Source organism: Mesorhizobium sp. LNJC394B00 (assembly GCF_000502555.1).
Lineage (GTDB): Bacteria > Pseudomonadota > Alphaproteobacteria > Rhizobiales > Rhizobiaceae > Mesorhizobium.
The window spans coordinates 112,251-137,640 of sequence record NZ_AYWH01000005.1 but is presented as its reverse complement, the minus strand read 5'-3'; the positions used below and the strand labels follow the sequence as shown (position 1 = coordinate 137,640).

22 protein-coding genes and 1 pseudogene are annotated in these 25,390 nt (G+C 63.6%); 11 read left to right on the top strand and 12 right to left on the bottom strand.

Going from position 1 to position 25,390, the window contains the following annotated elements:
- Positions 1-13: 13 nt before the first annotated feature.
- From X751_RS146045 to X751_RS146080, 8 genes are all read left to right on the top strand, one after another.
- Positions 14-1,654, top strand: a complete 1,641-nt coding sequence (locus X751_RS146045) for a dihydroxyacetone kinase subunit DhaK (RefSeq protein WP_023668779.1) — start codon at positions 14-16, stop codon at positions 1,652-1,654.
- Positions 1,655-1,724: 70 nt separating this feature from the next.
- Positions 1,725-2,327 carry a dihydroxyacetone kinase subunit DhaL gene (gene dhaL, locus X751_RS146050; protein ID WP_023668780.1) on the top strand — a complete coding sequence of 201 codons (603 nt, stop codon included), beginning with the start codon at positions 1,725-1,727 and terminating at the stop codon, positions 2,325-2,327.
- Positions 2,324-2,713 (top strand): dihydroxyacetone kinase phosphoryl donor subunit DhaM, encoded by a 390-nt coding sequence (dhaM, locus tag X751_RS146055; protein WP_023725850.1) that lies wholly within the window; start codon positions 2,324-2,326, stop codon positions 2,711-2,713. Before dhaL ends, dhaM begins: the two co-directional genes overlap by 4 nt.
- A gap of 21 nt (positions 2,714-2,734) precedes the next feature.
- Positions 2,735-3,037, top strand: a complete 303-nt coding sequence (locus X751_RS146060) for an HPr family phosphocarrier protein (protein WP_023684207.1) — start codon at positions 2,735-2,737, stop codon at positions 3,035-3,037.
- Positions 3,021-4,607: a phosphoenolpyruvate--protein phosphotransferase gene (gene ptsP / locus X751_RS146065; RefSeq protein WP_023745213.1), complete on the top strand. Its 1,587-nt coding sequence runs from the start codon at positions 3,021-3,023 to the stop codon at positions 4,605-4,607. Before X751_RS146060 ends, ptsP begins: the two co-directional genes overlap by 17 nt.
- A gap of 10 nt (positions 4,608-4,617) precedes the next feature.
- Entirely contained in the window at positions 4,618-5,043 is a 426-nt protein-coding gene (locus X751_RS146070; RefSeq protein ID WP_023668784.1) for a hypothetical protein, read from the top strand.
- 22 nt (positions 5,044-5,065) lie between these two features.
- Entirely contained in the window at positions 5,066-6,052 is a 987-nt protein-coding gene (gene dhaK, locus X751_RS146075; protein ID WP_023668785.1) for a dihydroxyacetone kinase subunit DhaK, read from the top strand.
- A 447-nt stretch (positions 6,053-6,499) separates the two neighbouring features.
- Complete coding sequence (locus tag X751_RS146080; protein WP_023725855.1) at positions 6,500-7,525, top strand: nucleotidyltransferase family protein; 1,026 nt, start codon at positions 6,500-6,502, stop codon at positions 7,523-7,525.
- 8 nt (positions 7,526-7,533) lie between these two features.
- On the opposite strand, the gene X751_RS146085 is transcribed toward X751_RS146080, so the two are convergent.
- The 4 genes from X751_RS146085 to X751_RS146100 all read right to left on the bottom strand — a co-directional run bounded on the left by X751_RS146085 (position 7,534) and on the right by X751_RS146100 (position 10,546).
- The gene (locus X751_RS146085) at positions 7,534-8,529 is read right to left on the bottom strand and encodes an HPr kinase (protein WP_023745212.1); all 996 of its coding nucleotides are present in this window, start codon (positions 8,527-8,529) and stop codon (positions 7,534-7,536) included.
- Positions 8,526-8,960, bottom strand: coding sequence for a lasso peptide biosynthesis B2 protein (locus X751_RS146090; protein ID WP_023745211.1), 435 nt, complete (start codon positions 8,958-8,960; stop codon positions 8,526-8,528). Before X751_RS146090 ends, X751_RS146085 begins: the two co-directional genes overlap by 4 nt.
- Positions 8,960-9,247 (bottom strand): PqqD family protein, encoded by a 288-nt coding sequence (locus X751_RS146095; protein WP_023745210.1) that lies wholly within the window; start codon positions 9,245-9,247, stop codon positions 8,960-8,962. The genes X751_RS146090 and X751_RS146095 overlap by 1 nt, the downstream gene beginning before the upstream one ends.
- A 501-nt stretch (positions 9,248-9,748) precedes the next feature.
- Positions 9,749-10,546, bottom strand: a complete 798-nt coding sequence (locus X751_RS146100) for a DUF2259 domain-containing protein (protein ID WP_245260048.1) — start codon at positions 10,544-10,546, stop codon at positions 9,749-9,751.
- Between the two features lie 218 nt (positions 10,547-10,764).
- Between X751_RS146100 and X751_RS146105 the strand changes: the two genes are divergently transcribed.
- Positions 10,765-12,672, top strand: coding sequence for a propionyl-CoA synthetase (locus X751_RS146105; protein ID WP_023745208.1), 1,908 nt, complete (start codon positions 10,765-10,767; stop codon positions 12,670-12,672).
- A gap of 71 nt (positions 12,673-12,743) precedes the next feature.
- Positions 12,744-13,445 carry a metallophosphoesterase family protein gene (locus X751_RS146110; RefSeq protein ID WP_245265792.1) on the top strand — a complete coding sequence of 234 codons (702 nt, stop codon included), beginning with the start codon at positions 12,744-12,746 and terminating at the stop codon, positions 13,443-13,445.
- Positions 13,446-13,534: 89 nt separating this feature from the next.
- Here X751_RS146110 and X751_RS146115 read toward each other — a convergent pair whose 3' ends face one another.
- The 6 genes from X751_RS146115 to X751_RS146140 all read right to left on the bottom strand — a co-directional run bounded on the left by X751_RS146115 (position 13,535) and on the right by X751_RS146140 (position 21,163).
- A complete protein-coding gene (locus X751_RS146115; RefSeq protein WP_023745206.1) occupies positions 13,535-15,913 on the bottom strand; it encodes a polysaccharide biosynthesis tyrosine autokinase in 2,379 nt (792 codons plus the stop codon).
- Between the two features lie 183 nt (positions 15,914-16,096).
- Positions 16,097-16,993 (bottom strand): UTP--glucose-1-phosphate uridylyltransferase GalU, encoded by an 897-nt coding sequence (gene galU / locus X751_RS146120; RefSeq protein ID WP_023668795.1) that lies wholly within the window; start codon positions 16,991-16,993, stop codon positions 16,097-16,099.
- A gap of 75 nt (positions 16,994-17,068) precedes the next feature.
- A complete protein-coding gene (locus tag X751_RS146125; RefSeq protein WP_023668796.1) occupies positions 17,069-18,019 on the bottom strand; it encodes a glycosyltransferase family 2 protein in 951 nt (316 codons plus the stop codon).
- Complete coding sequence (locus X751_RS146130; RefSeq protein ID WP_023745205.1) at positions 18,009-18,956, bottom strand: glycosyltransferase family 2 protein; 948 nt, start codon at positions 18,954-18,956, stop codon at positions 18,009-18,011. The genes X751_RS146125 and X751_RS146130 overlap by 11 nt, the downstream gene beginning before the upstream one ends.
- The gene (locus X751_RS146135; RefSeq protein WP_023711254.1) at positions 18,953-19,948 is read right to left on the bottom strand and encodes a glycosyltransferase family 2 protein; all 996 of its coding nucleotides are present in this window, start codon (positions 19,946-19,948) and stop codon (positions 18,953-18,955) included. The genes X751_RS146130 and X751_RS146135 overlap by 4 nt, the downstream gene beginning before the upstream one ends.
- Positions 19,949-19,990: 42 nt before the next feature.
- On the bottom strand, positions 19,991-21,163 hold the full coding sequence (locus tag X751_RS146140) for a glycosyltransferase (protein ID WP_023745204.1): 1,173 nt from the start codon (positions 21,161-21,163) through the stop codon (positions 19,991-19,993).
- A 177-nt stretch (positions 21,164-21,340) separates the two neighbouring features.
- Here X751_RS146140 and X751_RS146145 point away from each other — a divergent pair.
- Positions 21,341-22,507: pseudogene (locus X751_RS146145) on the top strand (polysaccharide pyruvyl transferase family protein); the annotation flags it as partial.
- A gap of 225 nt (positions 22,508-22,732) precedes the next feature.
- Here X751_RS146145 and X751_RS146150 read toward each other — a convergent pair.
- Positions 22,733-24,196, bottom strand: coding sequence for a lipopolysaccharide biosynthesis protein (locus X751_RS146150; protein ID WP_023745203.1), 1,464 nt, complete (start codon positions 24,194-24,196; stop codon positions 22,733-22,735).
- Positions 24,193-25,362, bottom strand: a complete 1,170-nt coding sequence (locus X751_RS146155; protein ID WP_023736209.1) for a glycosyltransferase — start codon at positions 25,360-25,362, stop codon at positions 24,193-24,195. Before X751_RS146155 ends, X751_RS146150 begins: the two co-directional genes overlap by 4 nt.
- Positions 25,363-25,390 lie beyond the last annotated feature (28 nt).

Genomic DNA, 25,390 nt, shown 5'->3' with positions numbered 1-25,390 from the left:
CAGGACGAATTCGATGAAGCACTTTTTCAACCGCAGGGAAACGATCGTCACCGAGGCGCTGGACGGGCTGTTGCGGACTATCGGTTCCGGCGATCTCGCGCGCCTCGACGGTTACCCCGAGATCAAGGTCGTGCTGCGCGCCGACTGGGACAAGGCGAAAGTTGCCGTCGTCTCCGGTGGCGGCGCCGGACACGAACCGTCTCATGCCGGCTTTGTCGGCAAGGGCATGCTGACGGCGGCGGTTTCGGGCGAGATCTTTGCCTCGCCCAGCGTCGAGGCGGTGCTGGCGGCCATCCGCGCGGTGACCGGCCCCGCCGGCTGCCTGCTGATCGTCAAGAACTACACCGGCGACCGGCTCAATTTCGGCCTGGCGGCCGAGAAGGCGCGCGCCGAGGGGTTTCGCGTCGAGATGGCGATCGTTGCCGACGACATCGCCCTGCCGGGTATCAACCAGCCGCGCGGCGTCGCCGGCACCTTGTTCGTGCACAAGATCGCCGGCCATTTGGCGGAGACCGGTCAGGACTTGGCAGCCGTTGCTACAGCCGCTCGCGCGGCGGCGAAGGACATCGTCTCGCTCGGCATGTCGCTGTCGTCCTGCTCGATCCCCGGCCAGCCACATGAAGAGCGGTTCGGCGAAAATGACGGCGAACTCGGCCTCGGCATCCATGGCGAGCCGGGCGTCGAGCGCATCGCGGTGCAAAGCGCCGACAAGCTGGTGGCGATCATGGCGGAGCGGCTGGCCGCGCGGCTCGACCCGAACGCCAGCCACGCGTTGCTCATCAACAATCTCGGCTCGGTGCCGCCGCTTGAGATGTCGCTGGTCGCCAATGCCGTGCTGGCCTCGCCGCTGGCCAAGACCGTGAAGCTTGCGATCGGCCCCGGACCGCTGATGACGGCGCTCAACATGAACGGTTTTTCGCTGTCGCTGATCAAGCTCGATGCGGCGCGCGAGGCAGCCTTGCTGGCGCCTGTCGGCCCACATGCCTGGATGCCGGCCAAAACCGTCGTCGCGCCGGCTATCGTGCCTATGGCGAAAGCGGCTGGAAACAGCGCAGCCCAAAGGGCCAGCCAGGATTCCGGCACCAGGCGTTTGATCATCACGGTCTGCGAACGGCTGATCGCGCTCGAAGAGACACTGAACGGGCTCGACGCCAAGGCGGGCGATGGCGATACCGGTTCGACGGTTGCGACCGGCGCGCGCAGCGTGCTGGAACGGCTCGATGCGCTGCCGCTGGCCGACCCTGCCGCCACGCTTGCGGCTATAGGCGATAGTCTGGGCGTCGCAATGGGCGGCTCCTCAGGCGTCTTGCTGTCGATCTTCTTCACGGCGGCGGCTCAGGCTTCGAACGGCGGAGCAACCCTGTCCAAGGCGCTGCTTGCCGGGCTTGACCGGATGACCTTCTATGGCGGCGCCAGGGTCGGCGACCGCACCATGGTCGATGCCTTGGAGCCGGGGCTGAAGGCGCTCGATGCCAAGGGGCTGGATGCCGCGGCTACAGCGGCACGGCACGGCGCCGAGGCGACCGCGGCCATGGAGAAGGCGAAGGCCGGGCGCTCCGCCTATGTCGGCACCAAATTGCAGGGCGTAGTCGACCCTGGCGCCCATGCCGTGGCCGAAGTGTTCGCGGCCGCCGCGCTGCATGCAACGGCCTGACGGCATGCTTAGATTGTCGAATGAAAACTCTTGCGATACTGCCGGCAGGATCGAAACCGGGAATCTGGACATGGCAGCGTTCGACCTTGCCAGGCTGATCACCGCCGCCGCGGACACGATCGCCGCTCACTCGGAAGAGTTGACCGCGCTCGACCAGGCGATCGGCGACGGTGACCATGGGCTGAACATGAAGCGCGGGTTTGAGGCCTTGCGTGCCGATGCCGAGGCGTTTTCGGCCAAGCCGCTGCCCGAGGCGCTGAAGGCGATCGGCACCAAGCTGGTGATGACGGTTGGCGGTGCATCCGGGCCGCTCTTCGGTACATTGTTCCTGGCGCTGGGCAAGGAGATTTCGGGAGAGCCGGATCGTGCCAATCTGGCGGCTGCTTTCGGCAAGGCAATCGAAGCTGTGGCCGCCAGAGGCAAATCCCAGGTCGGTCAAAAGACCATGCTCGATGTGCTGCAACCTGTGCAGGACGCGTTGGTCGAAGGAAAGACGGCCATGGAAATTGCAGATATCGCCGACATGGCTGCCGAGGCGACCGTGCCGATGAAGGCAACACGCGGTCGCGCCTCATTCCTCGGCGACCGCTCAATCGGTCATATGGATGCCGGCGGACGCTCTGTGGCGCTGCTGGTGCGGACCGTCGCCGAAACCGTCGAGGGCCAAGCATGAGCAATGTCGGCATCGTCATCGTCTCGCATTCGCCGCTGGTTGCCGAAGGCACGGCCGACATGGTGCGGCAGATGGTGGGCGACGAAGTGCCGCTTGCATGGTGCGGCGGAAACGGCCATGGCGGGCTCGGCACCAGCGTCGAAGCGATCATGGGCGCCATCGACAAGGCGTGGTCGGAGGCGGGCGTCGCCATACTGGTCGATCTCGGCGGCGCCGAGACCAATTCGGAAATGGCGGTGGAAATGATCGGCGAGCCGCGGGCGCTCAGGATTATCGTCTGCAACGCGCCGATCGTCGAAGGCGCGGTGATGGCTGCGACGGAGGCGTCCGGCGGGGCCTCGCTGAAGGAAGTGGTGGCGACGGCGCATGAATTGTCGCCGTCGTGAGCGAACGGGAATTTTGACCTGATGTCCGCATTTGCCGAGGCCACCGTCCTGATCACCCACGAGGTAGGTCTGCACGCGCGCCCTTCGGTGAAGTTCACCAAGCTTGCCAAGAGCTTTGCCGCCGAGGTGGAGATTGCGCTTGCCGCCAACGGCCCATGGTTCGACGCCAAGAGCATCGTCAAGGTGATGGCGGCCAGGGCGCCGAAAGGCACCATGCTGCACATCCGGGCCACAGGCGACGGCGCCGATGATGCCGTGAGAGCGCTGGCCGAGCTGGTGCGACGCGGTTTCGACGAGGATGCGGGCCATGCCCGAACCGCTTAGGCTGCAAGGCATTTCGGCCTCGGCCGGCTATGCCGAGGGGCCGTTGTTCAACCTCGACAACGGCACCGCGCACTACACGGGCAAGGCGAGCGCCGCGGACGAGAAGGCCGCATTGGAAGCAGCTATCGCCAGCGCGACGGACCGGCTCGCGACCCTGATCGAAACCGCCGATGACGAGGCCGCCGGCATTCTCGAATTCCAGCTCGCCATGCTTGGGGACGAGGCACTGACCGGCCCGGCTTTTGCCGCGATCGCGTCCGGCATGCCGGCTGACATGGCCTGGCGACAGGCGCTGGACGCCGAGATCTCCGGCTACGAAACGTCAGACCAGGACTATTTCCGGGCTCGCGCCGCCGATATCAGCGATATCCGCGACCGCGTGCTGCGCGCCCTTACCGAGGAGCAGGAGAGCGCTCCACCAGCCGGCGCCATTCTCTATGGCGAGGACATCGCGCCGACGCGCTTTCTCGAGACCGACTGGAGCACCGGCGGCGGCATCGCGCTGAGGGCCGGCAGCGCCGCCAGCCACGTCGCCATGCTGGCGCGCTCGCGCGGCGTGCCGATGGTGGTGGGGCTTGGCGCTTCGCCGGCTAATCCCGTCGGTCTGGCTCTGCTCGATGCGGAGCATGGCGGTATCGTGCTTTCGCCGACCACGACCGAGATCGAAGCGTTCCACCGGTCCTCGTCCTCGTTTGTGGCACATCGAGACAAGGCCGGAGTCTATCTCGCGAAACCGGCGGTAACCCGGGCCGGGACGACAGTGCGCGTGCAGGTCAACATCGCCGATCCGTCCGAGGTCGACGGCATCGACATTTCGACCTGCGACGGGGTCGGGCTGATGCGCACCGAATTCCTGTTCGGCAAGGCGCCGCCGGACGAGGAGACGCAATACCAGGCCTATCGCAAGGTGCTGGAATGGGCAGGCGACAAGCCGGTAACCATCCGTACCGTCGACGCCGGCGGCGACAAGCCGGTGCCGGGCTTCACCGTCGAGGAGAGCAACCCGTTCCTCGGGCTGCGTGGCATCAGGCTGTCGCTGGCAAGGCCGGAGGTGTTTCGCGTACAGATCCGGGCGCTGCTGCGCGCGGCGGTGCACGGCAATCTGAAGGTGATGTTTCCGATGATCGCCGTCGCGGAGGAATACCAACGCGCCGCCGCTCTGTTCGTGGAGGAGCAGGCCGGGCTTGCCGCGCGCGGCATCGCGCAAAAAATGCCGCCGCTCGGCATCATGGTCGAGGTGCCTTCGGTGGCGATCGCGCCGGAGGCGTTCGCCGATGTCGCCTTCTTCTCGATCGGTTCGAACGATCTGACCCAATATGTAATGGCGGCTGCCCGCGATAACGCAGCCGTGGCGCATCTTAATTCTGTCCGCCATCCCGCCGTGTTACGGCTGATCGGCTCGGTTGCCGCTTTTGGCCTGCGCGCGAAAATCCCAGTCAGCCTGTGCGGCGATGCCGGCGGCGATCCGGCATCGATCCCGGCACTGCTCGAGGCCGGCCTGCGGGATCTCTCGGTGGCTCCCGCCCAACTCGCCATGGCCAAGGCGGCCATCTCGGATGCATCGGTCTAGGATGACTGAGATGGCCGACAAGACACCAGAAGCCGGCTCCGAAGAGGCGATCCGCGCCTACAAGACGATCCTGTCGCAGGTCATCGACCAGCGACCGTCGGGTATGCGACAACGCCTTGCCGACGCGCTTGGCAAGCACCGCAGCTTCGTCACCCAGATTTCCAGCGCGGCCTATTCGACCCCGATCCCGTCAAAACATCTGCCGGCTATTTTTTCGGTCTGCCATTTCAGTCCGGCCGAGCGCGATCAGTTTCTGGCTGCCTATCATCTGGCGCATCCCGGCAAGATGTCGGTTGCGGCAGGCATGCGCAAGACCCGGCATGTCTCGCTGATCGTGCCCGATTTCGGCGACGACAAGCAGAATGCAGCGCTCGACAAGGCGATCAACGAATTCATCCAGAAGATCACCAGCATCACCGGCAGGAGTGGCGGCTGATCGTGTTGTGTCGGGAGGACACATGAAGAAGTTTATGAATTCCGTCGACACGGTGCTGACCGAAAGCCTCAACGGCTTCGTTGCAGCTCATGCCGACATCCTGGTGCTGGGCGAGGAGCACAAATTCATTCGCCGCAAGGTGATGAAGCCGGGGAAGGTGGCGCTGATCTCGGGCGGCGGTTCCGGCCACGAGCCGCTGCATGCCGGCTTTGTCGGTCACGGCATGCTGGACGCCGCCTGCCCCGGCCAGGTCTTCACCTCGCCAACGCCGGACCAGATACTGGCGGCGGCCGCCGCCGTCGATACCGGCGCCGGCTGCCTGTTCATCGTCAAGAACTATGAAGGCGACGTGATGAATTTCGACATGGCCGGCGAAATGGCCGACGGCGTCCTGCAGGTGGTGATCAATGATGACGTCGCCGTCGAGAATTCGTCCTTTACGACCGGCCGGCGCGGCGTCGCCGGCACGCTGGTGGTGGAGAAGATCGTCGGCGCCGCCGCCGAGCAAGGCATGGCGCTGGCGGATCTCAAGGCGCTCGGCGGTCGCATCAACAGCGCGACGCGTTCGATGGGCGTGGCGCTGACCAGTTGCACGGTGCCGGCGGCCGGCAGGCCGACCTTCGAGATTGGTGATGGCGAGATGGAATTCGGCGTCGGCATTCATGGCGAGCCCGGCCGGCGTCGCGACACGTTGAAAAGCGCCGATGCGATCGCCGAAGAGATTTGCGCCGCGATCCTGGGCGATCTCGGCGACAGGGCGAAAGGCCCGGCACTGTTGTTCATCAACGGCTTTGGCGGCACGCCGCTGATGGAGCTCTATCTGATGTACAACAGCGCCCGAAACATCTTCGAAAAACAGGGCGTGACGGTGACCCGCTCGCTGGTCGGGTCCTACGTGACATCGCTCGACATGGCCGGCTGCTCGATCACGCTGACCATGCTGGATGACGAGGCAACGTCAATGTGGGACGCGCCGGTGCACACAGCCGCGCTGCGCTGGGGACTGTAACGGAGGGGCCTTGCCCATATCCCGAACAGGCGGCTTATGAACTTGCCTTAGCCTGCGGGACCGGACGGACCGTTACCCGCAGTCACGCCGACAGATTGCCCGCCTGCAGCGCGGCTTGCCTTGCGGCCGACCGCTCCGGCTTCATCCAAACCGAAGCCGTAGAAGTCTTATCGCGGTATCGGCAGCGACGGCCCGGCCACCACGCTGGACAACTTTCCTGCCTTGCGCAGCACGGGCGCTTCATACTTTTTCTTGGCCATTCCAAACACCCTTTTCAGTCAGTGCAAAAGAATGGACCGAAACCGTGGAAAGTCAATTCATGAGCTGGCTCTGCCACCACACGCTGGCTTCATGCATGCTTTTCTGCAACATACGCTCCTCTGAGTTGGTTGTTTGACGCAATTCCGGACGGGAATTGCTCATGTGGGCGAACGTCATCCGGGTTTGATGCTGCCATCTCTTGCGCCTGCCGATGAAAAACTGCTGCTGACCTTCGCCGACCCGGAGGCGCCGGCTGCCATTGGCCGTGACGTTGCTGCCGAAAGCTTGCTGGCACTGCTCGTCAATGCCGAGTTCCACGGCGTGCTTCCCATCATGCTGCGCAAGCTCAGCGAGATCGGCGACGCCCAACTGCCTGCGGACGCAGCCTTGCGGCAAAAGCTGTCGGAACTGCGTGATCGCTCGACGCTGGCGACCGGCCAATCGATGCTGCTGCAATATCATGGCGACCGCATCATGAAGGCATTGGCGGCGAAAAATGTTCCGGCCCGCATCGTCAAGGGTCCGGTCTTCGCACGCAAACTTTACCGCCACGCCGCTGACCGGCCGTTCACCGACATCGACATTCTGGTCGAGCCGGCCAGCATCATTGAAGCCAACCCGGTGATTGCCGGATGCGGCTTCGAGCTCTGGAGCGGCGAGGCGCAGTCGCAGGATCTGCAGGAGTTCAAGTGGCTGGAGAAGGAGAATACCAGCCTGCTGATCGAACTGCACGGCAACCTGGTGCATGATTCCGGCATGCGGCGGCGGCTGTCGCTGGGCTTTCGCGAATTGCAGATCATCGACGGCAGCGAGGCCGACACGCCGGCCGCGCTGCTGACCATCGCCATTGTCCACGCCGCCGGCGGGCACAAGTTCCACCGGCTGCAGCTTTGCGTCGATGTGCTGCAGGGCGTGCGCGCGCTGCGGTCGCCCGCGGATGAAGACCGGCTTTTCGAGGCGGCGCGCATCAGCGGCATCGAGCTCGAACTGGCGACGGTTCTCAATGTGACGGGGCGGCTGTTTGATGCACCGCGCGCGATCGAACTGGCCGACCGCATCAAGCCCGACCTCTCGATATTTTTGGCCAAATGGCTGATCACCGGCGATACGCTGCTCGGCGTCAATTCCAGGGACAAGATGCATTCGCGCCTGCGCCGCGACGCCTTCCGCTGGATCCAGCGCCTCGCCAGGCCAAAGCCGCATTCTGCCTGAAGTGTGCTTTAGTCCCGCGCCGCCAGCGCCGAGCGGATCAGCGGGGCCGCCTCGGCCGGGTTCGCGCCGACTTCCAGGGTAAATGTCGGGACGGCTTTGACCAGCGTTGCGATGGTTGCCATGCGGCGCTTCTGCGCCGGCAAAAGGCCGGTCATGCCGGTCCTGACATTGTCGGTGGCAAGCGCCACCATGGCGTCTGTCCTGGTCATGGGCACGAGCCGGGTTTGCGCGTCCGCCGAGCGGGCGAGATGAAACAGTGCCGCAACCGGTCTGCCGACAGTTTCCTCGATGCGGATGATCTCGGCGAGACGTTCCAGCGAGACGGCCTGCTCGCCATTGGCGTCCCATTTGTCGCCAAGGCAAGGCGCCACGAAGGGCAGCATTGCCGCGGTGTGGCGGTGGACCTTCACCTTGCGCGGCAAGCCCCAGGCCGTGATGCCGCCACCGGCCAAAACCTTGAGGATCATGGCGTCATCCGAGCACAGGCCGAAACCTTGCGACGCCAGCGCCAGCGACGTCGTCGACTTGCCGGTGCCGCTCGGCGCATGGATCAGCACGAGCGCCTCGCGGCCGGGCAATGTCAGGCCGGCGGTGTGCAGCATGTGCTGGTCGCCGGCATCAAGTGCTGCATCCAGCACCATCATCAGCACCGTCCATTTGACCTTGGCATCGGGATGGACTCGTATCTCGGCCCAGCCTCCATCGGCATTGATCGAGACGGTCTGCAGGCCGGGAAAGACCAGATGAACGGTGCCGCCACCGTCGATCAGCCGGCAATGGCCGTCTTCCGGTACGTCGCCGTCGAAAGCGAGTTTTCCGGCAGGCGATTCCTCTAACTCCTGCGTCTCGACGATATCGATGCGGAAACCCGGCTCGGCCGGCCCGCTGACGCGCAACGTGCCGAGCATGAGGTCGAAGCTTGGCCAGAGATCGGCCCGCGAGGCCGATATGCTGATGACTTGGCCCTGGAGATCATAGCAGAAGGTGGTCGCCGGACCGGTCAAGCAGCGTGCGCCTTTCCGGCATCGGCGTGATGGCGATAGATCTGGACCATGCCGGGGAGGCTGTCCGAGACCACCGGGCGGCCATCGAGACAGACCCAGCAATGGGCAGACATGCGCGGCGCCTGCATCGACTTCGGATCGACGCCGAAGCGCAGATCCGGATCGAAGCCGGCAAAGCGCAGGAAGCGGTGGGCGAGCAGGCCCTCGCGCAGGCATCTGCGGTCGCGCATCAGCCAGGGGTGCCGGACGGTCCGGTTGACGGCAGCGACGATGTAGGCTGACGACAGGCCGCGATAAGGGGTGGGTGCGCTGAGCGGCGCCCATTTCAACACCGATTCGAAGCTGCGGCGGCCGACCAGGATCGGCATCAGCCGCGCGCTTGCCCATAAATGGACACGAAACAAAGCGCGCAGGAGAACGCCGTCCACCATCAGGGAGCCGGGTCGGCGAGAATGCCTTCGCTCACCAGTTCGGCGGCCAGCGCCGCCATGTCCTGGTCGAGCGTGCCCTTGTCGACCTCGAACTCGTCGCACAACAGGACGACGATCTGGTCGAGGCTGCGGGCGCCGTCCACCTTGTCGAGAAAGGCTTCGGTGGTGCCGTTGCAGGTGTAAAGCTGGCCGCTGCGCGCCAAGAGCACGACGGCGCCATCGCCGACATGCTGGACCGAGGCGTCGTCCGCCAGCCGCAGAACCATTTCAGAACCGATTTGGGCCATGGAGCCCCTCCACCATTTTCCTGGAGAGCAGATAGCGCGGCGATGCGGGTCTGTCCATTGCGCGGGCGAGAGGGAGAACAGGCAGGCCCGACCGTTCTGTGGCAATCCGGCAACGCCAAAATCCTCACGACACACGCAACCGAAGACGGCGGGTCTTAAAACAGGGAAGCACCCCAGAAATAGTCGGTGATTGCAGCTGGTAATCACCGCCGCAAGCCGTCAAGCCGGCTATCTCGCAGGGTCAAGGTCTTGCTTTTCTTACCTAAAGTAAGCTATGCAGTCGCGGGGTTTTGGGAGAGCATTGGGTATGCGTTACAATTGGGAGCGGGCGCCGACCGCGTTCGAACGTCATCGAAAAGCGTTGGCAGCCGCCATATTGATTGCGGGTGGCGTCGGGCTGATGCTGGCGGCCTTGCCGCTTTAAGACTGATATCCGACACGAACGCCCTGCTTTCTCCGGGCGCATGAGCTTTTTCTGCCTGCCACAAGACGGGCCGCGGCTTAGCGTGCCTGGCCGGTTACGGCGATGAAGCGGCGGTCGCGTCCTTCGAAGCCCTGGCTGAAGCGCTGCACCAGCACGGCCAGTACCGCCGGCCTGCCGGGCGGGGTGTATTCGTAGGATTCCGACAGGCTGTAGGAAGTCGGGCAGTTGCGCGAGCCCGGCACGGCCTTGTCCTCGTGCATGACCTTGAACGGCTTGCCGTCCTGCCCCTGCAGCGACAGGCGGAAGCCGCGCGCCTTGCCCGCCTTGTCCCCTTGAAGTGTCTTGTCGCCCTGAAGTGTCTTGTCGCCCGGAAGAACTTGGTCGCTTGGCTTGGCGTCATCAAAGCTTGCCAAGCAATCCTCCTTGCTGTCGGCAAGGATCTCATCGAGCTGGATGGTCGAAATCAGTGTTTCGCCATAGAACGGCGACAGCCATTTCTGCGCGGCCTGCTCGAGGCGGGGGATGTCGTTGTACTCGACCGTGTCGTCCGGGAAGGTGAACCTGTCGGAGGCCGTGCGCGTGCCGCGCTCGGCGATGCCGTATTTGGCCAGGATTGGCGCGGCCTGCTTTGCGGCCTGCGCCCGTGCCTGCTCCACCGTCGTGGTCGCCTCTTCCGATTCATCGAGGACAAGGATCGGCTTGCCGCCGACGAACTCGTCTGTGCTTGTGTCGATGATGTCGATCTGCGACCAGCCGGAAACGGCAGCGTCGAGCTCGCCATATTGCTCGAAGGCGAAATATTTGCCGTCGGGGGAAAAGCCGATGATCCGCCGCGCGGCGGCATCGCCGGCCTGGGCGGCGGAAACGATCGTCAACAGCAGCGCTGCTCCAACGGCAGATCCAACCCCGTATCGTACCGTCATTGCGCGCCCTGCCCCGATTTCAAACCCGGCCATGGTGCCTGCAATTTATGGCCAAGGCGAGATCGGCCAAGCCCCAAATTTCGGGAAAGACATGGCATTTGGGGAAAGACGTGGCCGGGAAAACCCGCATAGGCTATTGCAAGATAGAGAGTTTTCCCGAGGAGGGATGAATGGCGTCACGCTACCACGAGGTCTATGACGGCTGGAAACGCGACCCGGAACAATTCTGGGCCGCTGCCGCCGAGGCGATCGACTGGTATTCGCCGTGGACCAGCGTCTTCGATGCCAAGGCGGGCGTTTACGGGCGCTGGTTCAACGGCGCCAGCTGCAACACCTGCTTCAACGCTCTCGATCGCCATGTCGCAAGCGGCCGCGCCGACCAGATCGCACTTATCTACGACAGCGCGATCACCGGCACGGTCAAGAAATTCACCTATGCCGAATTGAAGCGCGAAGTGGTAGCGCTGACTTCGGTGCTCAAGAACCGTGGCATTCACAAAGGCGACCGCGTCATCATCTACATGCCGATGGTGGCCGAAGCGGCGGTCACGATGCTTGCCTGTGCCCGCATCGGCGCGGTGCATTCGGTGGTGTTCGGCGGCTTTGCCTCGCACGAGCTCGCCACCCGCATCGACGACGCCAAGCCGAAGCTGGTCATCTCCGCGTCCTGCGGCCTGGAGCCTGGACGTGTCGTGGCCTACAAGCCGCTGCTCGACAAGGCGATCGAAATGTCCCGCCACAAGCCGGACGCCTGCCTGATCCTGCAGCGCGACCAGCTGCGCTGCGATCTGAGGGAGCATTACGATATCGATTTTGCCGACGCCGTTGCCCGCGAGCGCGCCGCGGGCGCCAACGTCGATTGCGTTCCGGTGCTCGCCACCGACCCGCTCTACATCATCTACACCTCCGGCACGACCGGCCAGCCTAAGGGCATCGTGCGCGACAATGGCGGCCACATGGTCGCGCTCAAATGGACGATGGAAAACGAGTTCGGCGTCAGACCGGGCGAAGTATTCTGGGCGGCCTCCGATGTCGGCTGGGTGGTCGGCCATTCCTACATCGTTTACGGACCGCTGCTGCATGGTGCGACAAGCGTGCTGTTCGAGGGCAAGCCGATCGGCACACCCGACGCCGGCACCTATTGGCGGGTGATCGCAGAACACGGCGTGGTCGCGCTGTTCACCGCGCCGACGGCCTTCCGCGCCATCAAGGGGCAGGACCCCAAGGGCGAATTCGTGCCGAAATACGATCTGTCGAAATTCCGCATTCTGTTCCTGGCCGGCGAACGCGCAGACCCGGAAACCATCAAATGGGCGGAGCAGAAACTCAACGTGCCGGTGGTCGATCATTGGTGGCAGACCGAGACCGGCTCGCCGATGACCATCAACCCGGCGGGCCTCGGCCTGCTGCCGGTGAAATACGGCTCGCCCGGCGTGCCGATGCCGGGCTACGACATTCGCGTGCTCGACGATGCCGGCCATGAAGTGCCGCGCGGCACACTTGGCAATGTGGCGGTGAAACTGCCGCTGCCGGCCGGCTGCCTGCCGACGCTGTGGAATGCCGACGAGCGTTTCCGGCAAGCCTATCTCGAGGAATTTCCCGGCTTCTACAAGACGGCCGATGCCGGCATGATCGACGACGACGGCTACCTCTATGTCATGGCGCGCACAGACGACATCATCAATGTCGCCGGACACCGGCTGTCGACCGGAGCCATGGAGGAGGTGCTTTCAGCGCATCCCGATGTTGCCGAATGCGCCGTCATCGGCGTCGCTGACGCTATGAAGGGCCAGGTCCCGCTCGGCTTCGTCGTGCTCAATGCCGGTGTGTCGCGCGATACCGCTGCCATCGAAGGCGAAGTGGTGGGGCTGGTGCGCGAACGGATCGGCCCGGTCGCGGCCTTCAAGACCGTGGTGACGATCAAGCGCCTGCCCAAGACGCGCTCCGGCAAGATCCTGCGCGGCACCATGCAGAAGATCGCCGACAAGGAAGAATGGACGATGCCGGCGACCATCGACGATCCCGCCATTCTTGACGAGATCACCGCGGCGCTCAAAGCCCGCGGCATCGGGGTCTGACGGCCCCAGTGGCGTTGTTCCAGCGATCCAGGCCCCCCCGGCCGGCGCCGCGCGAGCGCCTGGAAATGGATATGGACGACACCGTCGTCTACGCGATCGGCGACGTGCATGGCTGCTACAAGGAATTGCTGTCGCTGGAGCAGAAGATCCAGCTCGACGCGCTGCAATTTCGCGGCCGCAAGATTATCGTCATGCTCGGCGACTATATCGATCGCGGGCCGCAATCGGCGCGCGTGCTCGACCATGTCTTGGCGCTACCGCCAACAGGGTTCCTGCGCGTCTGCCTGGCGGGAAACCACGAAGTGGCGATGCTGAACTATCTCGACGGATATCTGTCGCGGGACCGCTGGCTGGCGGTCGGCGGCCGCGAGACGCTGTTTTCCTATGGGGTCGATCCGGCGCGGCTTGCCAGCCTCTATGCCTCGAGCGACGAGGTCGACCGGCGCGTGAAGGAAGTCATTCCGGCCAGCCATATCGACTTTCTGCGCAGCCTGCCGGTGCTGCTCTGTTCGGATAAATTCGTTTTCGTCCATGCCGGCATCAGGCCGGGTATCGACCTGGTCGCACAGGATGAGCAGGACCTGCTCAACATCCGCGACGAGTTCTTCAACGCCGCCCATCTGCTCGACCGCTTTGTGGTGCACGGGCACACGCCGGTCGATATTCCCAGGCTCGACGGGCGCCGGCTCGGCATCGACACCGGCGCGTTTCGAAGCGGCCGGCTGACAGCGCTCAGGATCGCGGGTAAATTCGGCAAGCTGATCTTTTCCTGACCTGCCGTGCTTCTTCGTTTGAGCGTGATCTTTTCCGAAAACCGGATCCGCTTTTCCGGGTCACGCTCCTTTTCAGGATCGCGCTCCGTTCAGGCGGCGGTCTTGGCCCGCACGTCCGATTTCTCCAGATAGTAGGTCGAATAGCGGTCGAAGAACTTTTCCGAGCCGCCGAGCGAGCCGTATTTCGGCAGCTTCTTCAGATCGACCTTGTTGAGCACGGCGCCGACGACCTTGCTTGCGACGTAGGGTTCCTGCTCCAGCAGCGAGCGCACCATGGCGCGCGGCGTGCGGCCCCATTCGGCAACCAGCACGAAGCCGTCGACCAGCGGCGCAAACGCCTTGGCGTCGACCACGGGGCCGAGCGGCGGCAGGTCGACGATGATGTACTCGAACGTCTCCTTGGCGTTGTCGATGAAGCGCCGCATGCCGGCCGACGACAGCAGCTCGCTGGTATGCGAGAATTGCCCACGCAGCACGGCCGGGATGATCGCCAGCTTGGTCTGGCGGTCGACTTTGCCGACCGACTGCCAGGTCTGGCCGTTGACCACGGCCTCCATCAGCCCCTGCTCGGCCTCCATGCCGAGGTTGCGGCTGAGGCCAGGATTGCGCAGATCGGCGTCGATCAAAAGCGTCTTCGAGCCGTTGGCGGCCAGCAATCCGGCGAGATTGGCGGCGACCGTAGACTTGCCCTCGCCGGGCAGGACCGAGACCACGCCTATGACCCGGCTGCCTTGCCCTTCCATGACGACGTCGAAGGCGATCTTGGCGTTGCGCAGCGTTTCGGAGAACATCGATGCCGGCGCATCGACGCTGACCCGCATGCGCGCCCGTTTCTCGGCCGCCGACAATGTGTTGGCGCCTTTGGCATCCGCCGCACCGCCGTCGGCGTCCTTGCCGAGCCTGCCGCCGATCATCGGCAAATAGCCGAGGAATTTGAGGCCGACGCGATCGCGAATGTCCTCGCCGGTCCTGAAGAAGCGCTCGTTGAACTCATTCAGGCCAGCGAAGCCGGCGCCAAGCAGCACGCCAAGCACCAGCGACAGCGCCAGCACCCTGGAGGTGCGCGGGCTTGAGGCGGAAAGCGGCGTTGAGGCATCCGAGATGATGCGGACCTTGCCGACCGGGAAGGATTGCTGCTGCGAGGCCTCCTCGTAGCGGCTAAGGAAGGTCTGGTAGAGCGTGGTCAGCGCCTGCGCCTGCTGGTCGAGTTCGCGCAGTTTGACCTGGCTCTGGTTGTCGATGGAGCTCTTGCCGGCCGCGTCGGCGATCTTCTGCCTCAGTGAGGTCTCGCGTGAAAGCGCGACTTCATATTCATTGCGATAGCTTTCGGTCAGTTGCTTCAACTCGCCGAAAATCTGGGTCGACAGGTCGGCCTTTTCCTTGGCCAGCGCCACCGCCTGCGGATGGTCGGCGCCGAAATTGGCCGTCACGTCCTGCAGCCGCTTGGCCACTGCGAGATAGCGGGTCTTGAGCGTTGCAATGACGGAGCTTGCCGGCTGATCGCTTGAGATGGCGGAATCGTTGAAGGCATTGTCCGAGCCGCTTTCGACGATGGTCTTGTATTGCTGATAGCGGGCGCTGGCGCGCGCCGTATCGGCCTGCGCGACGATCAGTTGCGCGGTGAGATCGGCAATCTGCTTGTCGCTGATCAGCTGGCCGTCGCTGTTGGCGGCCAGACCATGCTCGGCCCTGAATTTCTCGACCGCCATAGCGGCCGCCTGTGAGTTCTGACGAAGCTCGGTCAGCCGGCCCTGCAGCCAGACCGCAGCGCGCTCGGTGGCGTCGAAGCTGGCATTGAGCTGGTCGGCGAGATAGGCGTCGGCATAGGCCTTGGTGATGGCGGTGGCGAGCGCCGGATTGGTCGACTGGTAACCGATGGCGAGCACATAGGAGCGGCCGTTGCGCTGCGCCAGCACCTCGCTCTGCAGCTTCAGCACGGCATAGTCGTGGCGCGCCGTCTGCATCATGGCCTGGCGTGTCGCCTCATCGACGTTTTCCATGCCGGGAATCTGCTCGGCGGAACTTGAGCGGAAATAGCCGATCACGCCGCGCACGAAGCCGATGCCCTTGACCAGCGCCGATTGCGGCGGGTTCATGAACTCTGCGTTCTGGTCGAGTTTCAGCTTGTCGACCACCACCGAGGCCAGCCGCGCCGAGGTGATGATTTCGATCTGGCTGAGCAGGGCGGCGTCGGTCTGCATGGTGACGGATGCAGCCGAGATGTCGTCGATGACCTTGTTCAGGCCTTCGTCGATCAGCACGCTGGCGACCGACATGTATTGCTTGGGCGTGGTCTGCAGATAGAGCAACCCCAGGAACAGGCCGATGATGGCGCAGACTGCCACCACCTTGACCTGACGCGCCGCCATGCCAAGCAGGCGCTCGACGTCGATGAAGTCTTCACCCTTTTCCTGATCGGGGTTGGGCAACGGCATCCTCTTGTCGAGAGGAAAGCTGGCATAATTCATCTTCGATCCAATTCTAGGTTACAGGCGCCGGAGCGAGACGGGGCACCTCGCCCGGAGCTGCGGAGATCGGGGGCAAGATATGCAACGCAAGCTTCATGCCATCTGGCGCCGGGCCTGAGCGGCCTGGCGTGCAGGCACGAGCCGCGCCATCGTCCAAACGCATATGCCCTCGAAAGATGGGCATTATGCGGCCACTTCCTGACGCTCATGCGACCGCACGAACGCCTGCAGCATTTCCAGCACAGGTCCCTTCATGTCGTCGCGCGCCAGCGCGAAGGCGATGGTCGCCTCTATGAAGCCTTCCTTGGAGCCGCAGTCGAACATGCGGCCATTGAAAGGCTGGGCAAAGAAAGACTGGCTTTTCGCCAGCCGCACCATGGCATCGGTAAGCTGGATTTCGTTGCCGGCGCCGCGCTGCTGGTTGCCCAGCAGCGAGAAGATCTCGGGCTGCAGGATGTAGCGGCCGTTGATGTAATAGTTCGACGGCGCATTGGCCGGCGCCGGCTTTTCGACCATGGCCGTGACCTCGAAGCCGCTGCCTGTCTCGGCGCCGCGCCCGACGATGCCGTATTTGCTGGTCTCGCTGGGATCACAGCGCTCGACGGCGATCACATTGCCGCCGGTCTGCTGATAGAGATCGACTGTTTCAGCCAGGCAACCTCGGCGACCGAACGACACCATATCGGGGAGCAGCAGGGCGAAGGGCTCGTCGCCGATGACTTCGCGTGCGCACCACACCGCATGGCCGAGACCATGTGGCGACTGCTGGCGGATGAAGCTGGTGGCGCCGGCCACGGGCAGCATGCTTTCGAGCGCCTCCAGCTGGGTCTTCTTGCCGGTTTGTTCGAGCGTTCCAATCAGTTCGGGGTGCAGGTCGAAGTAGTCCTCGATGACAGCCTTGTTGCGGCCGGTGACGAACACGATGTGCTCGATGCCGGCTTCGAAGGCCTCGTCCACCGCATATTGGACGACCGGCCGGTCGACCACGGGCAGCATCTCCTTCGGAATCGACTTGGTTGCCGGCAGGAACCGTGTTCCAAGCCCCGCCACAGGGATGACTGCCTTCCTGATTTTCTTCATCGCAAATTCCTTCTGAGCAGATCGATTTCAGCCTGTTGCAGGCCACGAACAAACGTCTTCATGTACTCGCCCTCCTTACCTCTCCGCGCCGACGGCAAACTGCGCCGCCACCCTTTTGAGGCGGACGGCGATCGGCATCGACATGTGCCTGACAGCCGCCGGATCACTTAGCGCGGTGCGTATCGCTTTCAACGGCGAACGCGCCTTGATGTGCTGGACCAGCGACAGGAACGATGCCGCCTTGCGCAGGCTGCGGGCGCGTTTGGCGAAGGCGGCCGCAGCAGCAGCGTCCATGGAATTGGTCTCGGCGAAGACCGCGTCGGCCTTGCGCATCGCCTCGATATGGTGAAGCTCGAGCACGCGCGAGATCGAGCCCGTGCGGATGTGGTAGATATAGCCGGTCGTCGGCTCGACGACGCATTTTCCGCTCTTGGCCAGCGCGTTGGCGAGCAGGATGTAATCCTCGCCTATGCTCAGACTTTCATCATAGCGAAGCCCGTTTTCGATCAGGAAACGGCGCTGGAAGATCGGCTTGAGATAGCCAAGGTTGAACGTGGATTCGAAAACGATGTTGCCAGCGATGTAGTCGGCGAGCGTGATTTCACGCAGGCCCTCCAGATATTTGGCGGGAAACATCGTCGCTTCGGCAATGCCGTCCTCGCGCACCACCTGGAGGTTGTCGACGGCGATTACAGCGCCCGCACTTTCGGCTCGCGCGATCATGGCGGCGAGCCGCCCGGGCAGGACGGCATCGTCGGAATCGAGCACCGCGACCCAGCGGCCTGTGGCGAGGTCGAGGCCGGCATTCCTGGCGCCGCCAGGGCCACGATTTGCCGGCAGCGCAACCACTTTGACGACATCTTTTGGATAGGCTCTTGCGACGTCGAGCGTGTTGTCGCGCGACTGGTCATCGGCGACGATGATTTCGACGCTGACATCGCGCTGGGCCATGGCGCTTGCGATCGCCCGGTCGAGCGTGGCCGCGGCATTGTGGGCTGCGATGACAAAGGAGACGTCAGGCTGCACGCTTGGCTCCTTGCTGCGGGGAAGACAGTCCGTATTGGCGAATTTCGCTGATACCGACCAGGCCGCTGACGACGCCGACATGCATGATGCCGCGCAGCACGCTGCGGTTGCGGCGGACCGGGCTAATCGCAGTCAACGCCGCCATGCCGAAGCAATAGGCGGCCTTGGCCGAGGCGAGGCCGACCTCCTTCGCCCGACGGACTGCGCCCGCATTGTGGCCAACAAGGTGGCCATGCGTCTGACCGAAGCGGAAGCGGCGGCGGCGCAGCCAGTCGAAAGCGGCTCGCGAACGCGGCACGACTTCCTCGACCAACGCCTCCGGCGCAAAGGCGATTCGACCGCCTGCCTTGACCATGCGGTCGAAGAATTCGGTGTCTTCGCCGCCGCTCTGGCCGCGCGCCAGGCTGAAACGACGGTCGCGCAAGCTGTCGGCGCTCATCCTCAAAAGGACGTTGCAGGTGTAGCCGGTGCGGATTTCGCCCTGCACCCAGACCGGCAAGGTCGAATGGAAATCGCCCTTGCGCATCCAGTCCGGCGCATCCGGGCGGTAGAGCGCCCGCACCGGACCGAGCACGGCCTCGGCGCCGCTTGTCTCCGCGATAGCAATCAGTTCGGCCAGCCATTGCCGGGAAGCGGTTTCATCGTCGTCGATGAAGGCGAGAAAATCGGCCGTGCTGGCATCAAGACAGGCGTTGCGGGCGACCGAGATGTTGCGCGCCGGGGCGTGCCGGTAGCGGACCAGGAGCTTCAATTCGCTCGCCAGCGCGGTCACCAGCGGCTCGGCGGTCGGCTCGTCGTCATTGTCGGCGACGATGACGCCGATGCCGAAACCGGCAGGCATATCCATGGCAGCGAGCGACCGCAGCGTGTCGGCCAGTTCCGGCCGCCGGAACGTGCAGACGCAGATGTCGATTCGGCGGCTGTCGGCGACCATCATGCCACCCCGCGCTGCGATCGCGAGCCGAGCAGTTGCAGCCAAAACCCGAGCGACCAGCCGAAATGCATGACCATCGCCGAAATGCCCGCCAGCACATTGTTGGGATTGCGCTGGCTGATGGCGGTCACAGCGCCGTAGCCCAGACAGACCGAAGCCCAGACCAGCAGCGGCACCGCCGCCAGCCAGTGGATAAAGGAAAATACCGCGAGAAGGACGACCGGCGCCACCAGCAGCGGGATCATCTGCCGAACTTTCGGGATCATGCGGTGCTTGAGCACATTCTTGGCGCGGCCGCGGCCATAGCCGAGATATTGGAAATACAGGCCCTTCAGCGACGAACGCGGATAGTAGACCATCTGCGTCTTGCCGCTCATCCAGATCCGGTAGCCTGCCCGGCGCAGGCGGTAGTCGAGTTCGGCATCCTCATTGTGGCTGAAGGTCTCGTCATAGCCGCCGACCGCGGTGAAGGCCGAGATCCGGATCAGCGCGTGATGGCCATGGTCCACCCATTCGCCGGCCGAGAAGTGCCGATGCTTGGAGCCGCCGGTGCCGAGCTTGGAATTCTGCGCCGCCGCGACCGCTTTCTGCACCGCGCCGCTGCCGCTGGTCAGCATCGAGACGACGACCGAATCGGCTGAAGTGGCGAGCGCCTCCTCGACCAGCCGGTCGCAATAATCGGCGGGATAGCCGCCATGGGCATCGATGCGGATCAGGTATTCGGCGCCGTCACCGAGGCTGGCGACGGCGAGATTGATCGCCGCGCTCTGGATACGTTTTGGGTTGTGCAGGAGGACGACCTGAGGGTCCTTGGCCGCAACCGCTTCGACAATGGCCAAAGTACCATCGGTGCTGCCGCCATCGGCAACGACGATGCGGGCGCCGAGCCTTAGCGCTGCCGGCCTGAGCTGCTCGAGCAACGCGCCGATATGGGCTGCCTCATTCAGGCACGGAATGACGATCAGGCTTGGCGGCAGCGCTTCGGTTTGCGTCATCGGCGCCTTTCCATGAACTGCACTTTTGTCATTGGTCATCCTTCAGGCCAGTGCCTCGGTGGCGAACGAACCAGGGGCAACCGCAAGGCCGCGCAGCCTGTCGACAAAGGCGCGGCAGTCGCTGCGGTCGTAACTCCAGGTTCGTGGGTTGCGGGCCAGCACACGCGCCTTGGCCTTGCCGAAGTGCTCCTGGTCCATGCGGCCGAGCGCGGTTTCCAGGATTTCGGGCGTGGCAGCAGAAAGCAGGATGCCAATGTCCTGCTGGTTGAGAAAGCGCCCCGTCTCGGTAGTGCCCATCGAGATCGGTACGGCGCCGAAGCGGCAGCCCTCATAGAGGCGGTTGGGCAGCAACCATTCCGAATTCTGCCCTTCCTCGAAGAAATCGATCGCCCAGGAAAAATGCACTTCGCCGTAGATCGCGGCCATGTCTTCCGGGTTGCGGTAGGGGCCACGAAAGGAGAGATAGGGTTCGGCCTCGACAAAAGCGTGGAAATCCGGGAATTCCGAGAGTGCCGGACGGCCCCGGAGGACGACCTCGAAGCGCCCGCCCTGACGGCGCGTGAAGTCGGCCAGCAGCTCCAGCGAGCGGCGGCAGCGCAGCGCGCCGAACCAGCCGATGCGCCACGGGGGTGCTGCAGGGTTTTCGGCCGTTGACCTGTCATCCAAGGCGATCGGCGCGGTTTCGAAGTATTTGTTTTCGACCAGTTCCACCGGTGCGGCGACCTGCCCGAACGGCTTGAAATAATTGGCGATGAAGGCCGGTGAGCTCGTCACCAGAAGCTTCACGTCGCGGGCGAGATAACGCTCCGCTGTGCGCAGCGCTTTGCCCAGCATGTCATTGCGCAGCACCAGGCGATGAATGTCGAGGCATTCGTAGACGATCGGCACGCCGCCGCGAAAGGCGGCCTTGGCGCGCCTGGCCAGCGCCAGCATTTCCAGATTGCGCGCGATGATGAGGTCGGGCTTCGGCATCGCCGCAAGCTTCGAGCCTATCGACAGCGCCGCCTTGGCGACCGCCGCCAGACGCTGGCCGAATCGGCCGTCACGCGTCGCGCCGAGGTCGACCGGCTGCAGCCCCTCGACGTCGGGAACAGCATTTGTGGTCCGACGGAAGCCGGCCAACGTGACCCGCGCGCCGCCTGCCTTGAGCATTATGATCCGCCGGCGCACCGCCGGGTCGGAAACATCGTGCACAAGGTACAAGACATGCAGCATGAAAACTCGACCGCTGTTGGCCCACCCACGGGAATGCTAACCCAGCTTTTGCTGCATCGCAACATTTTTGGTGCGCCGTAGCATAAGTGCACGTTTTTTGTTGCACTGCAAAATTGATGCGTTACCCTCCGTCGGGCTTGAGCGCCGCTCTGACTGGTCACCCAGCCCGATGCAGCGATGAATTGTGACGCGAGCCGCATCGGGATCGTCCTGGCGTGGGTATTTTCGGTCACCATGCCCGTCCTAGGCACCGCAGGCCCCGCCGCGGAATCTGCTGACGAAATGAGGTATCCCATGAAGATCGTCGTTGAAAACACAGTCTGCCTGAATACCGGGGATGCGGCGATTCTGCTGGCGATCCGCCACATTCTCAGGACGATCGTGCAAGGCGACGTGCGGTTTGCCGTCTTCGACAGCCAGCCCGAGGTTGCGGAACGACTCTATCCGAAGACGGATTATCCCGACCTCGAATTTCATAAGCTGCTGTCGGAATCCCTGTTCCGATACAAGAATGGCAGCGGGCTGAGGGACCGGTTCAAGCCGATCTACAATCGGCTCGTTCTCCAGGCCCTGCGCTGGTTTGGCAGCAGCGCGCTAGGCAATTTTTTCAGCCATCGCGACCGGCGCGGTCTCGATATCTACGCCGACGCGGACATGGTGGTCACCACAGGGGGAACCTATCTCGTCGAGAACTACAATCTCGAACGACGCCTCAATCAGTTCAGGCTCGATGCCGTATTTGGCAAAGATCCGGTCTTCTTCACGCAATCCCTCGGTCCGTTCGACAAAAGTTACAACCGCCAGGAGCTCGGCCCGATCTTTGACCGCAGTCCGCTCATCCTGTTGCGCGACGAACGGTCGCGGACCCATATCCGGGACTTGGTGAAGGATCTCGGAAAGTGCCACGTGGTGGCCGATGCCGTATTCGCCTTGGCCGATACCGACAGGATCGGCAAGCGTCTCGCTTCCAGCCAGCCGCCGGCGTCGACGGGCCGCGTCGCTATTTCGGTCCGCCACTGGAACTACGTCAGCGACGGTGAGGGCGGCATGCGCCGCTATCTGGATTCGATCCGCGAGATCGCCACAATTCTTGTCAGGGACCTTGGCAAGGAGGTGACCTTCGTCTCCACGTGTCAGGGCGTGCCGGAATATGCCCATGACGATTCCAAGACCGCACAGGCCATCGTTGCCGAGCTCGATCCTGAGATCGCCAGCCACGTGACAGTGGACGCTTCGTTCCACACGCCGGACCAGTTGATGGGGCTGGTGAAGGGCTTCGACTTCGTCGTCGCGACGCGCATGCATATGATGATCATGTCGCTTTGCGTCGGCACGCCGGTGCTGCCGATCGCCTACGAGTTCAAAACCAAGGAAGTGGCCAAGCGAATCGGTGTCGACGATGTGCTGCTCGACATCGACACCGTGACGCCCGAAGAGGCGCGCGAAAAGCTCGGCCGGTTTGCGGGAAATCTCGACCGCTATCGCAAGACAAGCCTTCAGGCCGTGCTCGAAGAACATGCTTCGGCAATGTCGGCCACAAACCTGCTGGCGCCGCTGATCGCCGGCCGCTCAGCGGATATTGCGCGCGGCGTTGGACAGGGTGGTGAACAAGGCGCGTCGCGACTGCGGGACGGCAAGCATGAAAACGAGACCGATGCCGTAGTTGAGGGCAAGCGCCAAAAAGACCGCGAGCAGGTCTGACTGGCCCGTTAGAGACGCCGGCAACCACAGGTACAGGAACCAGGCAAGCAGGGACGAGGCGATGAAAAGCCCCTGCATGAGCAGGAAGTCGGCGGCGGTCACCGGACCGACGCGATGGACCAGTAGCGCCAGCACGGGAACGCGCAGCACGTAACCGCTGATGGCATAGGCCGCGGCAACGCCGACGGCGCCCCAGTGCAGGCCGACGACGAAGGCAGCGACGGTCGTCAGCGACGAATAGATGCCCCAATGGAACATGGTCTTCGTCTTGCCCTGACAGATGAATATCCATCCCGTCGTGCTTGAAACGGACTGGACCAGGCTGGCGATGCCCAGCCAGGCAAAGATCGGTGCGACCGGTGCCCAGCCCGCGCCGAAGAGAAGTCCGACGATCTGATTAGAGGTCAGCGTCAGCGCCGCGATGCCCGGCATGGTAACGGCCGCCAGCATCCAGTTGGTGCGCACATAGATATCGCGAAAGCGGGCCTTGTCATCGTGAATGCGGCTGAGCAGCGGCACCATGACCCGTGTCAGCGGCTGGTTGATGTTCTGCAGCGGGAACAACAGGAGCTTGTAGGCGCGGTCGTAATAGCCGAGTTCGATCGCACCGGAATATTTTCCGATGAGAATGTTGTCGAGATTGCGCGAGAAGAAGTTGGCGAGGTTGAAGCCGGTCAGGTTGGCGCCGAACGACAATATGTCGGCATCGACTTTCAGGTCCGGCCGCAACGGCGTCCAACGCGCCACCCGCCAGGCGGCAGCCAGGGCGATAGCTGCCGAAACCGCCGGGCCGATGACCAGCGACCAGTAGCCCAACCCCGCATAGGCCGCGATCGCGGCTGCCAGAAGTCCGGCGGCGGCGCTTATCACGTCGTTCAGTGCGAGCTGGCCGAACTGCAGGTGCCGGTTCATCAACGCCAGCGGCACTGCGGCCAGACTGCCGAGAAGCAGCGGCAGGGCAGAGCCAAGGGTGATGCCGGACATACGTTGATCGCCATAGAACGCGGCGATGGCAGGCGCCAGGCCGGCCACTACCACGGCACTGCCCAGCCCGACGAGCGCGCTGATCCAGAACACCTGGTTGAGCTGCTGGTTGCTGATGTCCTTGCGCTGAACCACAGCCTGCTGAAGGCCCAGATTCTGAAGCAGCCCGACGAAGGCCACGATCGGCCCGACGGAAGCCACCAGACCGAAATCCTCGGGGACGAGCAGACGGGCCAGCACGATGACGGAGAGAAACTGGATCGCCATCTTGAAGCCCTGGGCGCCGATGGTTACCAGCCCGCCGCGCAGGGCGACACGACCGAACTGGGGGGGCAGATTGGCGTTCATGCAAGCGACCTCGTTTCGCCAAGCCGCATGGCGATTTCCACGAAATGTTGGTTCAGCAGATCGGAGTTGAACTCGGCCTCGATCTTCTTGCGCGCCGCGAGCGCGATCTCTTCACACGGCTTCGGATTCTCGGCGATCCAGGCAAGCTTTCCGGTCAGCGCCGCAACGTCCCGCTCAGCCACGAGAAAACCCGTCTTGTGATCGTCGATCAGTTCAGGGATCCCGGAATGATATGTGCTGACCACCGTCAGGCCGGCGGCCATCGCTTCCATCAGCGAAACCGGAATGCCTTCCAGATCGCCATCGCGGGCGCCGACGCTGGGCAGCAGGAATACATGCGCATCGCGCAGACGCTGTTTGACTTCGCTGTGCGGCCGGGGCCCAAGAAAATTCACCCTGTCGGCAATGCCGAGCTCTGCGGCGATCCCCTTCAGTTGCTCGAGAAGTTCTCCGCCGCCGATCACCGAGTAGATCCAGTCTCGCCGCGGCAGGCCAGCAAGCGCGCGAAGCGCATATTCGATGCCCTTCTTTTCAGTCAGGCGGCAGACCGAGATGAAAGAGAGCGTAGCCTGCTCCCATGAACGCCACCGATAGTCGATGTCACTCGGCCGCACCCCCATATGGTGAACCACAACCTGCTCCGGCGATGCACCGACCTCAATCAAGGCATCGCGGAAAAACGCATTCACCGGCAGTTGAAGAACGCCCTTTTCGAACACAATCTTGTAGCGCGCGAGCGTATTGTCATGCAGCGGTTCGCCGACATCACGGCCGTGAAATATCGTCACCAGGGGAGCGGAAATCCTCCCGCGCTTGATGGCGCGGGCCACGCGCATGCCGTTGTTGCCGAAATGGGCAACGATGACGTCGGCGCCCTGCAGTTTTCGCGCATGAGCAATGTCGATGGCGGTCGAGAGCTTGTCCCAGAACCTGCCGGACCACTTCCTGAGCAGCGGGCGATAGCGACCCAGGCCACCCCACCAGCATACGACCTTTCCTGGCAGCGCCTGCCAGCGCGGATCATCGATGTTGCTGTCCCTGCCGAAGGACGTCTCGTTGCAGACGACGCCGACTTCCATGCCGCGCTCAAGGCATCCGGCTATCTGGTCGAGAACAAAGGTTTCGGACAATGAGGGGAACTTGTCGACTACGAAGCAAATCTTCATCGGCAGGATGCGCTCGTGCGGAGAGCCG